The 12,922-nt window shown below is 47.2% G+C and carries 13 protein-coding genes; 10 read left to right on the top strand and 3 right to left on the bottom strand.

Going from position 1 to position 12,922, the window contains the following annotated elements:
* Nucleotides 1-43: 43 nt before the first annotated feature.
* The gene (locus ACT6R0_RS03700) at nt 44-376 is read right to left on the bottom strand and encodes a tRNA-binding protein (protein ID WP_444651406.1); all 333 of its coding nucleotides are present in this window, start codon (nt 374-376) and stop codon (nt 44-46) included.
* Nucleotides 377-461: 85 nt separating this feature from the next.
* On the opposite strand from ACT6R0_RS03700, the gene ACT6R0_RS03695 reads away from it, so the two are divergent.
* A complete protein-coding gene (locus tag ACT6R0_RS03695; protein ID WP_444651404.1) occupies nt 462-1,028 on the top strand; it encodes a thioredoxin family protein in 567 nt (188 codons plus the stop codon).
* Between the two features lie 89 nt (nt 1,029-1,117).
* On the opposite strand, the gene ACT6R0_RS03690 is transcribed toward ACT6R0_RS03695, so the two are convergent.
* Both ACT6R0_RS03690 and ACT6R0_RS03685 read right to left on the bottom strand, forming a co-directional pair.
* The gene (locus ACT6R0_RS03690; RefSeq protein ID WP_444658620.1) at nt 1,118-1,663 is read right to left on the bottom strand and encodes a hypothetical protein; all 546 of its coding nucleotides are present in this window, start codon (nt 1,661-1,663) and stop codon (nt 1,118-1,120) included.
* A gap of 133 nt (nt 1,664-1,796) precedes the next feature.
* Nucleotides 1,797-2,729 carry a peptidylprolyl isomerase gene (locus ACT6R0_RS03685; RefSeq protein ID WP_444651400.1) on the bottom strand — a complete coding sequence of 311 codons (933 nt, stop codon included), beginning with the start codon at nt 2,727-2,729 and terminating at the stop codon, nt 1,797-1,799.
* 107 nt (nt 2,730-2,836) lie between these two features.
* On the opposite strand from ACT6R0_RS03685, the gene ACT6R0_RS03680 reads away from it, so the two are divergent.
* The 9 genes from ACT6R0_RS03680 to ACT6R0_RS03640 all read left to right on the top strand — a co-directional run bounded on the left by ACT6R0_RS03680 (nt 2,837) and on the right by ACT6R0_RS03640 (nt 12,922).
* Entirely contained in the window at nt 2,837-3,640 is an 804-nt protein-coding gene (locus ACT6R0_RS03680) for a class I SAM-dependent methyltransferase (RefSeq protein ID WP_444651398.1), read from the top strand.
* Nucleotides 3,641-3,754: 114 nt separating this feature from the next.
* A complete protein-coding gene (locus ACT6R0_RS03675) occupies nt 3,755-4,207 on the top strand; it encodes a DUF1569 domain-containing protein (RefSeq protein WP_444651397.1) in 453 nt (150 codons plus the stop codon).
* An 88-nt stretch (nt 4,208-4,295) separates the two neighbouring features.
* Entirely contained in the window at nt 4,296-4,970 is a 675-nt protein-coding gene (gene trmD / locus ACT6R0_RS03670) for a tRNA (guanosine(37)-N1)-methyltransferase TrmD (protein ID WP_444651395.1), read from the top strand.
* Between the two features lie 239 nt (nt 4,971-5,209).
* The gene (gene rplS / locus ACT6R0_RS03665; RefSeq protein ID WP_444651393.1) at nt 5,210-5,563 is read left to right on the top strand and encodes a 50S ribosomal protein L19; all 354 of its coding nucleotides are present in this window, start codon (nt 5,210-5,212) and stop codon (nt 5,561-5,563) included.
* A gap of 243 nt (nt 5,564-5,806) precedes the next feature.
* Nucleotides 5,807-6,031, top strand: coding sequence for a hypothetical protein (locus ACT6R0_RS03660; RefSeq protein WP_444651391.1), 225 nt, complete (start codon nt 5,807-5,809; stop codon nt 6,029-6,031).
* Between the two features lie 214 nt (nt 6,032-6,245).
* Nucleotides 6,246-8,471: an NADP-dependent isocitrate dehydrogenase gene (locus ACT6R0_RS03655; protein ID WP_444651389.1), complete on the top strand. Its 2,226-nt coding sequence runs from the start codon at nt 6,246-6,248 to the stop codon at nt 8,469-8,471.
* Between the two features lie 107 nt (nt 8,472-8,578).
* The gene (locus ACT6R0_RS03650) at nt 8,579-9,154 is read left to right on the top strand and encodes a Crp/Fnr family transcriptional regulator (protein ID WP_444651387.1); all 576 of its coding nucleotides are present in this window, start codon (nt 8,579-8,581) and stop codon (nt 9,152-9,154) included.
* Nucleotides 9,155-9,221: 67 nt separating this feature from the next.
* Complete coding sequence (locus ACT6R0_RS03645; protein WP_444651385.1) at nt 9,222-10,349, top strand: serine hydrolase domain-containing protein; 1,128 nt, start codon at nt 9,222-9,224, stop codon at nt 10,347-10,349.
* Nucleotides 10,350-10,543: 194 nt separating this feature from the next.
* A complete protein-coding gene (locus ACT6R0_RS03640; protein WP_444651383.1) occupies nt 10,544-12,922 on the top strand; it encodes a TonB-dependent receptor in 2,379 nt (792 codons plus the stop codon).

The raw sequence follows: 12,922 nt of genomic DNA, 5'->3' as shown, positions 1-12,922 counted from the left end.
ACAGGACCAATTTGAAAGAAGTTGTTTAATCCGTCCGCTAAAACTACCCGATCCGTAAACCATTTTCCACGTTAAGGTCAGGGGCCAGCAATACTACATCGCCCTCCTGCCCTACTGCGCCGAGCACAAGGCATTCGCTCATGAACTTGCCGATCTGTTTTTTAGGGAAATTGACCACAGCTACGATCTGCCGCCCTGTAAGATCTTCTTTCTTATAACGCCTGGTGATCTGCGCCGATGATCTGCGGATGCCTATCTCCGCGCCAAAGTCTATCGTAAGCTGGTAGGCAGGCTTTCGTGCTTCGGGAAAGTCATTGGCTTCAATGATCGTGCCCACACGCATTTCGGTTTTTTCAAATTCTTCCCAGGTAAGCATTGATCTCAGATTTAAAGTTTCAGGATAAAGTTAGCCCGACGATGATAAATGTCGTATTTTGCTAAAATAATAGTTTTCATCAACAATGGCAAAAACACCCTCAAATATGCTCCCGTTGGGTACGCCCGCGCCAACATTTTGGCTAAAAGATACCAACTCCAACTATTTTTACTCTTTTGAAGATCTAAAAGGTGAAAAAGGTACGCTTGTAATGTTCATCTGTAATCACTGTCCCTACGTTCACCACGTAATGGATGAGATCGTTATGATCGCCAACGACTACCGCGTTCAGGGTATCGGTATCATTGCGATCAGCAGCAATGACATTGATAAGTACCCGCAGGACGGCCCTGAGCTGATGGCGCAATTCGCCTTTGAAAATAAAATGGATTTCGCTTACCTGTTCGATGAAACACAGCAAACCGCAAAAGACTTTGACGCGGCCTGCACGCCCGACTTTTACCTGTTCGACAACTCGGATAAGTTGGTATACCGCGGCCAGCTGGACGACTCCAGGCCGGGCAATAACATCCCATTAAGCGGCAGCGACCTGCGCAACGCCATTGACGGCGTGCTGTACAACAGGAATATCCCAGAGAACCAGAAGTCAAGTGTGGGGTGTGGGATCAAATGGAGAATGGCCTCTCCCTAACCCTCCCCAAAGGAGAGGGAACTGTGGCATGCCGACAGTTCGTTATCTTCTAAACCGAATAAGCGATCGTGGGATCGCCCCTTTGGGGATTAGGGGGCTTGTTCAAGGACCACATCGATAGGCTTGTTCATTTTACGGCCGAACTTCATGCCCGCCTGCTGGCTTTCGTTAGAACATAAAATGTACATATTGTAGCTGTACAGGGGAAGGATGATGGTTTTGTATTTGCCGCCGTTCTCCTTACCGTCAACATCCTCGATCTTGATCTGGAAGCTGTCCGCGGGAAATGTATTGGTTACCGAAAGCAGGTAGTTATCTTTCGCATAGGGAAAAAACCAACGTTCTTTAGCAGCAGTACCTCCCTCCGGAAGACGTTTATTGTCATCGCCAATTTTATAATTGAAAGTAAACACCATGGGTTCATTTGCGTGATTAAAACTGTATTTATTCGCTTTATTGATCACATCATTACCAAGACTGTCAACTATCGTTATCCTCAGGTTCTTGATGTTCTCTTTTTTACCCGCCTCGTGCACGTCGAGCACTACATAGGATGTAAAGTCATATCCGCAGTGCATCACCTGGGCTTTAGCAGAAAAAGTAAAAAAAATAAAAAGTGCAATAAAATAGCGCATGGTTTTCATAGGTACAAAGTTAATGAGAAATATGCAAAAAGCATTCCAATAAAAAACCCCAAAGGATCGAATGCCTTTGGGGTATTATTATAATGACCAAAAGAGGTCGTAATTCGTAATTGACAATTCGAAATTATTTCACTTCCATCAGCTCCACATCGAATATCAATGTAGCGTCGGGTGGGATAACACCGCCAGCGCCGCGTGAGCCATAGCCAAGGTGCGATGGGATAACAAAGCGGGCCTTGTCGCCTACCTGCAATAAAGCAATACCTTCATCCCAGCCCTCGATAACCTGGCCTGCGCCAAGCTGGAAGTCGATAGGCTGCTTCCTTTTGTATGATGAGTCGAACACCTGCCCGTTCTCAAGCGAACCCTGGTAGTGTACAGATACTTTCTTGCCTTTTTCTGCCTGCTTGCCGTTACCTTTCTGGATCATTTTGTAGCGTAGCCCGCTTTCTGTTTTCTCAAAGCCCGCAGCCAGCTTTTCCATAGCTTCTTCAGCCTGTTTTTTAGCTTCGGCAACGCGCTTTTCGCGTGAGCCTTCAAAGGTACGAAAGGCCTCAATGGCATTCCATTTTTTAGCCTCCTCGCCTTCGCGGATGATCTCCAGGGTCTCGATCTTATCGCCCTGTGCAATGGCATCTACCACATCCTGGCCTTCTACCACATTACCGAAAACCGTGTGCTTGTTGTCCAGCCATGGCGTAGCCACGTGTGTGATGAAGAACTGCGAACCGTTAGAGCCCGGTCCGGCATTGGCCATTGACAGTACGCCCGGCCCGCTGTGCGTAAGGCTTGGGTGGAACTCGTCGTCGAATTGGTAACCCGGTCCGCCTGTACCCGTACCCTGCGGGCATCCGCCCTGTATCATGAAATCCGGTATCACACGGTGGAATTTCAGTCCGTCATAATACGGCTTGCCCTGCGGCTTTTCGTTATTTTCAAGGTTGCCCTCGGCAAGGCCAACAAAGTTGCCTACCGTGCCCGGCGTTTTATCGTAAGTCAGCTTTACAAGTATGCTTCCTTTATTTGTATTGAATTTTGCGTAGATCCCGTTTTCCATTATGAATTGTTTTTTTGTTTTGAAGCGCAAATTTACAAATAAAATCCCTAAAGGCATTGTTGGCTTTTATAACAAAATGGTAAATTTGGAAAAGCCAAAAACCAATCATGAAAAAAGAAGACAACTACCTCGCTATAAATAAAAATGGCTGGAACCAGCGCACTGAAGTGCACGTGAATTCCGAATTTTACAATACGGCGGCTTTCCTTAACGGGAAGAACAGCCTCATGGAACCTGAACTCAAACTGCTGGGCGATGTAACAGGTAAAAAGATACTCCACCTGCAATGCCATTTTGGGCAGGATACCATTTCGCTTTCGCGGATGGGCGCCATCGCCACCGGAATGGACCTTTCGGACAAAGCCATCGAAAAAGGACGTGAGCTGGCTGCAAAATTAGGTACCGACACACGCTTCATCTGCTGCGATGTGTATGACCTGCCAAACCATCTGGACGAGCATTTCGACATCGTATTCACCAGCTATGGCACCATTGGCTGGCTGCCGGACCTGGCAAAATGGGCAGGTATCGTTTCGCAGTTCCTGAAGCCCGGCGGTAAATTCGTTTTTGCCGAATTCCATCCTGTGGTATGGATGTTCGACAATAACTTCGAAAAAGTACAGTACAACTATTTTAAGGACAATGCCATCATCGAGACCGAATTTGGCACCTATGCCGATGTGACCGCACCCATTGAATACGAAATGGTAAGCTGGAACCATGCGCTTTCGGAAGTGGTTACGGCGCTGTTGGCAAAAGGGATGGAGATCCACTCGTTCAACGAGTTTGACTATTCGCCCTACAACTGCTTTAGCAATACGGAGGAATTTGAGCCGGGCAAGTTCCGTATCATTCCTTTCGGGAATAAGATACCGATGATGTACACGCTGATGACGGTGAAAAAAGGTTAAAAGTAGCTGTCCGGGAGCACCGTTTACACAGTAAATGGTCAGGTAAACCATTATTTTTTAACTGTAATAATTTTCGATATAATTGCTACATTTGTTACGCTAAAGATCACCTATATGGAAAGCCTATTCGACCCTCAGGGGAACCAGAAAATATTAGACCGCATTGAACAGCTTACCCAGATAAAACTCTCCGAATGGGGTGTTATGACCGTTGCCCAGATGATGGAACACTGCCAGATGCCACTGAAGGTGGTATACGGCACCAAGCAGATCAAGGTAAACTGGCTGATGCGATTTTGCTTTGGCCGCAGTGCCAAAAAACTGTTTACCGGCGAAAGGAAATTCGGGAAAGGCATGCCCACGGCAAAGGAATTCAAGATCAATTACCATCCTGATTTTAATGAGGCAAAAGCCGGCCTGAAAGAACTGGTGACCAAGTTTACCCGAGAAGGGCGTGCCGGCATTATGGTCACAGAACATCCGCTTTTCGGTAAAATGAGCTATGAGGAAATAGACCATGCCCAGTGGAAGCACCTGGACCACCATTTGAGGCAGTTTGGAGTTTAATTTAAGTTTATTCGGTTATTTATGGATTTGTTGATCCGGCCTACAAATAACCAAATTAACAAATAACCAGATCAACTATAGAAAAAAAATGCGCATCGACATAATCACCGTACTTCCCGAACTTATCCGAAGCCCGTTCGAGGCTTCGATACTTAAACGAGCCATAGATAAAGGCCTTGTGGAAGTACATTTTCACAACCTCCGCGACTACAGTACCAATAAGCATAAGAATGTGGACGACTACCAGTTTGGCGGTGGCGCGGGCATGGTAATGTCCGTCGAGCCGATAGACGCGTGCATATCCAAACTGAAAAGCGAGCGCGACTACGATGAGTTGATCTACATGACCCCCGATGGCGAAACCCTTAACCAGGGCATGGCGAACCGGATGTCGCTCCTACAGAACATCATCATTCTTTGCGGGCATTACAAAGGTGTGGACCAGCGTGTGCGCGATCATTTCATTACAAAAGAAATATCTATAGGTGACTTTGTACTGTCGGGTGGCGAGCTTGCCGCGGCGGTGGTTTCGGATGCTATTATCCGCCTGATACCCGGAGTGCTGAGCAATGAGACCTCGGCGCTGACCGACAGCTTCCAGGACAACCTCCTCTCCCCGCCCATTTACACCCGGCCGGCAGAATATAAAGGATGGAAAGTGCCCGATGTATTGATGAGCGGCCATGCGGCCAACATTGACAAATGGCGCGAGGACATGGCACTGGAGCATACAAGGAACAGGAGGCCGGATCTTTTAGAGTAGTCATTTGTTTCAGGTTTAAGGTTTAAAGTTGTTAGACCGTTCTCACATCGAGCGCAGTCGGGACGCTTGCGATACAAAGGCACACGGTTTTTGAACAACAACTTTCAAAAACCTGAAACTTTAAACCTGAAACTGTTGGATTATTAAAAATAGTTTATAAATTTGCACCCTCATTCGGACCAACCTCTGACGATACTCGTGAATGTTGCTTTGGATCAATAATTTAAAATCTAACGATCATGTCAGATCTATTAAAATTTGTTCAGGACGAATTCGTAGCTAAGAAAGATTTCCCTGAGTTTGGTGCCGGTGACACTATCACTGTGTACTACGAAATTAAAGAAGGTGAAAAAACAAGGACCCAGTTCTTTAAAGGTGTGGTTATCCAGAGAAAAGGTGCCGGTAACACTGAAACCTTCACTATCCGTAAAATGTCAGGCGCTGTTGGCGTTGAACGTATTTTCCCGGTAAACATGCCTGCACTTCAAAAAGTTGAAGTTAACCAAAGAGGTAAAGTTCGCAGGGCTCGTATCTACTACTTCCGCGACCTTACAGGTAAGAAAGCTAAGATCAAAGAGAAAAGAAGGAGATAATCTTTCCTCTCAGGAATTATACAGGGATCCCATCGCATTGCGGTGGGATCTTTTTATTTTTAATAAGGTTCTCAAAACCTGTACCTACACTTGAAGATAATTTACAGCGATCGCGTGAGGGATAGAGGCGGTATCCTGCGGAGGCACGAAGCAGATATAGCCGATAGCCCGACGGCGTAGCTTGCGGAGCCGGCACGCCCAAATAATTATCCCCTTATTGGCTAAAATTCACTACATTTGGGCATGGATCCGATCTTTATTAAAATAGCCGACATTCGCGGCGGCGTACACTTTGTAAATATCAAGCACATTTATGAGGTTGAAGAAGTAATGAACGCCAAGGCAAAGCTGACCCACATCAGGTACTATTCCATTCCCGACTGCAAAGGCCAGATAAATAAGGTTATAACAAAAGAATATGCCAACGCGGTGCTGGAACGTATCAATCAGTTGAAAGGGCAGCAATAAGAATTCCCAGCATTGCCCATTTCTCCATGATCTATTTTGCATTCCGTAAATTTCAAACGTTTTTTACTGATTTGACAAACCGCTTTTCGGGCAGTTTTTCCTATATTTGCGTGCCTTGCATTTTGAGATGCACGGCCACAAACAAACACGATATAACTTAGTAACGATCAGCCTTTTCCCATCCGTGATGAGGTTGTTTTAAAATTCAATCCTAATGTCCAATACCTCAAAGATCTTTTACACGATAACAGATGAGGCCCCAATGCTGGCCACACATTCATTCCTTCCCATTGTACAGGCGTTTACCGCACCTGCTGGGATAGAAGTTGAAACCCGTGACATTTCGCTTGCCGGAAGGATACTTGCCAACTTCCCTGAAAACCTTAGTGATGACCAAAAAATAGGCGATGCACTTACCGAATTGGGCCAGCTGGCGACCACACCGGAAGCGAACATCATCAAATTACCAAACATATCGGCCTCAGTGCCACAGCTTAAAGAAGCTATAAAAGAACTACAGGGACAAGGCTATAACATTCCTGACTTTCCTGAGGATGCCAAAACTGACGAGGAGAAAGCCGTTAAGGCAAAGTATGCTAAGGTACTTGGATCTGCTGTGAACCCTGTATTGCGCGAGGGCAACTCCGACCGCCGTGCGCCAAGGGCCGTTAAGAACTACGCAAAGGCTCACCCGCACTCCATGGGCGCATGGTCAGCTGACTCAAAAACCCATGTAGCGAGCATGAGTGAAGGCGACTTTTATGGAAGTGAAACTTCAGTTACCCTAAAAGAAGCTACCGATGTAAGGATTGAATTTACAGGAAACGAAGGTACAGTTACAGTACTGAAAGATAAAACCGCGCTTAAGGCAGGCGAGATAATCGACTCATCGGCACTAAGCCTGAATAAGCTAAAAGCTTTTGTTGCCAAAGAAGTGGCAGATGCCAAAGAGAAAAATGTACTTTTCTCGCTGCACATGAAGGCGACGATGATGAAAGTATCTGACCCTATCATATTTGGCGCCGTGGTAGAGGTTTTCTTTGCTGATGTTTTTGAAAAATACGCGGCCCTGTTCAAAGAACTGGGTGTAGATACCCGCAACGGCCTTGGCGATGTTTATGCTAAAATAGCAGGCCACGCGCAGGAAGCCGAGGTAAAAGCCGCTATTGATGAAACGAAGAAGAACAGCCCCGCGATCGCAATGGTAAATTCCGATGCGGGTATAACCAACCTGCACGTGCCAAGCGACGTGATCGTAGATGCCTCGATGCCGGCCATGATACGTACCTCAGGACAGATGTGGAATGCCGAAGGCAAAGGCCAGGATACCAAAGCAATGATCCCGGACAGGAGCTACTCCGGCATTTATACCGCTACGATCGACTTCTGCAAGAAGCATGGGGCTTTTGACCCTGCAACTATGGGCAGCGTACCGAATGTGGGCTTAATGGCACAAAAAGCTGAAGAATACGGATCGCACGACAAAACGTTCCAGGCTGCGGCCGACGGCGTTATAAAAGTGATCGATAACAATAATGGCACTGTATACCTGGAGCAGGCCGTTGAGGCAGGCGATATTTTCAGGATGTGCCAAACAAAGGACGCGCCTATCCAGGACTGGGTAAAGCTTGCCGTGAACAGGGCAAGGCTGTCAGCTACTCCGGCAGTATTCTGGCTCGATGACAAACGTGCGCACGACGTACAGCTTATCGAAAAGGTAAAGACCTACCTGAAAGACCATGATACCAACGGCCTCGACATAAAGATCCTTGACCCGGTAGCGGCTACTGAATTCACACTGGAGCGCATCATCAAAGGTGAAGATACTATATCAGTAACCGGGAATGTACTTCGTGATTACCTTACCGACCTCTTCCCTATCCTTGAATTAGGTACATCGGCAAAAATGCTTTCCATCGTTCCGCTGATGAATGGCGGCGGGTTGTTCGAGACCGGCGCGGGAGGTTCTGCACCTAAGCACGTACAGCAATTCACAGAGGAAGGCTACCTGCGTTGGGATTCCCTTGGAGAATTCCTGGCATTGGGCGTATCGCTCGAGCACCTGGGACAGACATTGGGCAACCAAAAGGCTCTGGTACTGTCTGAAACACTGGATGCGGCCAATGAAAAATTCCTTGAGCAGGATAAGTCGCCTGCTCGCAAGGTAGGCCAGATCGATAACCGTGGTTCGCACTTTTACCTGGCACTTTACTGGGCACAGGCACTTGCCGCACAGGACAAGGATGCGGAACTAAAGGCAAAATTCGGACCGATAGCAAAGGAACTCACAGAGAACGAAGTGAAGATCGATGCGGAGCTTATAGGTTCGCAGGGCAAAGCGCAGGAACTGGGCGGGTATTACCACCCTGACTTTAAACTGACCGACAAAGCCATGAGGCCAAGCGGAACGTTTAACAGCATTCTTGCGAAATTGAACTAAACGATCGATCTTATTATATAGAAGCCATCCTGAGGGGTGGCTTTTTTTATTACAGAAAAATTTTACACCTGACAATTAATCCTACATTTGCGGAAAGAGCATTAGCCATGTACATCAACCCTCAAAACCAGCTCGATAAAGCGACCGATAAGCCTACAGCAAGGCTTATGCAAATGTTGATGGAGAACGGCTCAGAATCATTGCTGAAAGCCGGTGAACCCGCCATTAAGGCAGGCCAGCGATGCGATTTTTTCTTTATTGTGGTTTCGGGGAGCTTCAGGGCGTACAGGCTGCTGAATGACAGGGAAATGATCATTGGGTTCAGCTTTGCGGGCGATGTCGATACAGCACCCCACGCCTTTATAACCAATGCTCACAGCACAGAGACCATTGAGGCGATCGTGGACAGCGTTATCATCAAGATACACCGCAGTACACTGGAACGCCTGAAGGGAACTTACCCTGAATTGAAGGATTTTATTGAGAATTTGCTCGCCCACTACATTGAAGTGCTGGTAAGGCGGCATATTGAATTCAAGAGCTACACGGCAGAGCAGCTGTACCATGCATTGCATGCAAGGCAACCGGAACAGGTAAAGCTGATTCCCCTGAAATACATTGCCTCCTATCTGGGGATCTCGCAGGAACGTTTGAGCAGAATACGCGCAAAGATGGCCACTTGACCTAAGTCAATTATTATTCGCTCAGGATAAGATACATTTGCGCCATCAATCAAAATAATATCAAATCATGAAGATCGCAAAACTAAGTTCATTGCTGTTATCGCTGTTCATTATTTCGTGCAACAGTGACGACACCAGGTCCCAAACAATTGACACCAAAGCCCGCGCGCAGGAAAAGCTGGATGCCGCATTATCAAAATTCCCGGGGCTGAGCCTGAGCGTAAAGTCGGGTACTGAAAGCTACACCCTCGTGGCGGGAGATGCAAAAATGGACGAACAGCCCATGCAGGCAGCATCGCTGCACTACATGCAAAGCATTTCGAAGACCTTTACGGCAGTTGCTGTACTCAAACTAAAGGAAGAAGGCAAGATAAACCTTGACGCGAAAATGAACACCTACCTTCCGGCATCGGTATGCGACAACCTTGTAAATGGCAATATCATTACCGTAAGGCAGCTGCTCAACATGACGTCGGGATTGCCTGATTACATAGACAATGACCAATTTTTTAATGATGCACTTTCAGGTCCGCTTCCTATGCCAAGCGCCCAGGTACTGAGCTATGTATATGGGAAGCCTGCCAATTTTTCGCCGGGTACATCTTTCGGCTACAGCAACATCAACTACCACTTGCTTGCACTGATCATTGACAGCGTTACCGATAACGGCCACCGCGATCACATTACGACGAGTGTGATCAACGGGGCCGGGCTTACCAATACTTATTACATTGCAGGAACCACTATGGCCGCACCGGCAGGCACTACCGCAAGCTATCTGGCAGAGGGCACGGGCTTTACTGATGTAAGCGAACTACAGTTGGGCACGGTACAGTCGTTCATTGGCGATGACGGTATCGTTGCCACCACACAGGATATCGCTGCCTTTTACTACAAGCTATTGAAGGAGGGTACACTGCTTGCGCCTGCATCTTTGACCGAAATGAAGACAGCGGTGAGCTACCAGGGACAGCCTATATACGGGCTTGGTCTTCATTTTTACAAAACACCCGCAGGAGTTCAGGCTATAGGCCATGATGGCAGCGGCGCCGGCGCGGCGGCCTATGCTTTTTATTTCCCGTCGAAAAACATGAGCATTACACTTTGCACCAATACAGGTACATTGATCGATGCCAATAAGGAAGCACAGTTCATGGAGTTGTGGCAGGAGATAGTGGATATAGTACTGCAGTAGTCTCAATTGTGTATTATTTTTCTGTAAATTTTGTAACAACAAACAATTTATTTCGTCATGAACGCGTTATCAAACCTGAAATAAATAATCCTGTTAAAATGCTGCCGTCCTAAAATTGCATAGTTGTTATGTAATTGGAATAGTGCAATTTTGCAGTATAAAGCAAATCATCAATCAATCGAACAAACCACATCATGATCTTACGACTAAAAGGGTACGTCACGGTACTCCTCATTATGTTCCTGGGCAATGCCTTTGCGCAGGAAAAATTCACCCTTAGCGGCACTATTGCCGATGGCAGCAGCAACGAAACGCTCATAGGAGCAAGCATTTACATCAAAGAGATCCAAAAAAGCGTTTCTACCAACGAATATGGATTTTTCTCGATCTCACTTCCGGCGGGGACCTATACGGTCCAGATAAGCTATGTGAGTTTTGGCACACAGGAAGAGACCATTGTGCTAAACAGCAATATACGCAAGAACTTTAGCCTTGAGCCGGGCAGCGAGGAACTGGAGGAGGTTATCATTTCGTCCGACAGGCCGAGGGCAGAGATCCGCAAGCCGGAAATGAGTGTTAACAGGTTAACCTCGCAGGAGATCAAAAAAATGCCTGTGGTCATGGGTGAGGTCGACGTGCTGAAGTCGATACTCACGCTGCCCGGCGTGACCAATGCCGGCGAGGGCGCTTCGGGCTTTAATGTGCGCGGAGGCTCGGCTGACCAGAACCTTATCCTTTTAGATGAGGCTACGATATTCAACTCATCCCACCTGTTCGGTTTTTTCTCTGTTTTTAACGCCGATGCCATTAAGGACCTGAAGCTTTACAAAGGCGGCATCCCCGCCCGATATGGTGGCAGGCTGTCATCTGTACTGGACATTTACCAAAAGGAAGGCAACAAAAAGGATTTCCACATGACCGGGGGTATTGGCGCCATATCGAGCCGCCTGCTTGCCGAAGGACCCATAGTTAAAGATAAGGCTTCCTTTCTTGTAGGCGGAAGGGCTTCGTATGCCCACCTTTTCCTTAAGCTGGCAGATAATGATAACTCCGCTTACTTTTATGACCTTAACACGAAGCTTAGCTATAACATCGGGGAGAACGACAACCTGTACCTGTCAGGGTATTTTGGCCGTGACCTGCTCGACATCAGCGACAGCTTTAGCAATGTATATGGCAACGCGGTTTTTAACCTGCGCTGGAACCACCTGTTCAGCGACAAGCTGTTCTCTAACATGAGTATGATATACAGTGATTACTATTATGGCCTTGAACTTGGATTCATAGACCTGAAATGGGATTCAGGCATCAAAAACTATAATTTCAAGTACGACCTGAAGCACTACCTCAGCGACAAGTTTAAATTGAATTATGGTGTCAGCGCGCTTTATTATGATTTCAACCCCGGGACCGTTACTCCGATGGGGCTCAATTCGTCCATCAACTACGACCAGCTGGAGAAAAAATACGCATTCGAACCATCAGCGTATATCGATGCCGAGCATGAGCTGACCGAGGACCTGACCGTAAGCTATGGGCTTCGCTACAGCATGTTCTACCGACTTGGCTCGCAGGTAATGAATACGTATGCCAACGATCAGCCGGTAACTTTTGACGATGAACTGAAAATATATGAAAAGGCGGCCCCGACGGGAACACGCTCTTATGGCAGTGGCGAGACAATAGCCGATTTCAACAATTTGGAGCCCCGTGTTGCGGTAGCCTACAAGCTGGACGATAACCAGTCGGTGAAGGCGAGCTACAACCGCATGGCGCAGTACCTGCACCTCATCTCGAACACGTCGTCGCCTACCCCGCTGGACGTATGGGCACCGAGTGACGATTATGTGAAGCCTGAGTTGCTGGACCAGTTCGCTGTCGGCTATTTCAGGAACTTTAAAAATGACGCTTACAGCCTGGAAGTAGAATCTTTCTATAAAAAGATACAAAATAAGCTTGACTATATTGACGGTGCCGACCTTATTGCCAACAAGGCTATCGAACAAGTGCTGCTTAACGGCAGGGCGAGGTCATATGGCCTGGAAGTGTTATTACGTAAAAATACAGGGAGCCTTACCGGATGGGTATCGTATACACTGTCGCGCGCGGAGCAGCAGACACCGGGCAGGACAGCAAATGAAACAGGTATAAATAATGGCGACTGGTACAGTACCGGTTATGACAAAACACACAATCTATCGGTAACAGGCTCGTATGAACTGAATAAAAAATGGTCGTTTGGGGCAATATTCGCATTGCAATCCGGGCAGGCGGCAACCTATCCCGAAGGGCAGTACCAGTATGGCGATGTGAATGTACCTATATTTGGCTCTAGGAATGGCAGCAGGCTGCCGGCTTACCATCACCTGGATGTGTCGGCCACCTATACCCCTAAACCGGAAAAAACAAAAGGCTGGCAGGGCGAATGGGTATTCAGCATATACAACCTGTACAACAGGCAAAATGCGGCTTCCATCACCTTTAGGCAAAATGAGGACACGGCCCGGAACGAGGCTGTAAGGCTTTCTATATTTGGTGTGATACCTAGTGTTACCTACAACTTTAAATTTTGA

The organism is Flavobacterium sp. (assembly GCF_052437795.1).
Lineage (GTDB): Bacteria > Bacteroidota > Bacteroidia > Flavobacteriales > Flavobacteriaceae > Flavobacterium.
The sequence above is the reverse complement of the archived record's forward strand: the minus strand, read 5'-3'. Positions and strand labels throughout refer to the sequence as shown.